Origin of the sequence: Leifsonia sp. SIMBA_070, from assembly GCF_046534635.1 — a bacterium.
Taxonomy (GTDB): domain Bacteria; phylum Actinomycetota; class Actinomycetes; order Actinomycetales; family Microbacteriaceae; genus Leifsonia.
Map to the genome: position 1 here is coordinate 1 of NZ_JAWRYK010000035.1, position 442 is coordinate 442.

The window sequence follows — 442 nt, forward strand, 5'->3', positions numbered from 1 at the left end:
CGCCCTGACCCAGCAGCGCTTCCGCGCCCTGCACCCCGCTGGGCCTCGCCCCCCCCCAAGTGGTCTAAACAGGTATTTCTCCAGTAACGATGTTCCGGGTCTCTGTCTCCTGTCGCCATTAAAATAGAACACATGTACGAATATCAGCAGGTCACCGGCGAATCGATTCCCAGCCCGGATTCCAAGGAGCCATCTCCTTTGGCGTCCGGACTCGTGAATGCTGGCGGACGCAGCGAACCGGTTGCGGCAGAAGCTGCACTGCTGGCGGGGTTGATTGATTCCATTCGGGCGTTGGAGGAACTCAAGGCAGCCGCCTCGGCAGCCCAGGCCCGGGCAACGGCAATCTTCGACGCAATGACCCGGCAAGCCCAGGCCGCAGCCGGAGTGAAAGCCGACCAGCTCGGCAAAGGTGTCGGAGCCCAAATCGGTTTCGCCCGCCGAG

At 62.4% G+C, this 442-nt stretch carries 1 pseudogene; it reads left to right on the forward strand.

Going from position 1 to position 442, the window contains the following annotated elements:
• Positions 1–132 precede the first annotated feature (132 nt).
• Positions 133–442 (forward strand): annotated as a pseudogene (locus SB754_RS19275) (hypothetical protein); the annotation flags it as partial.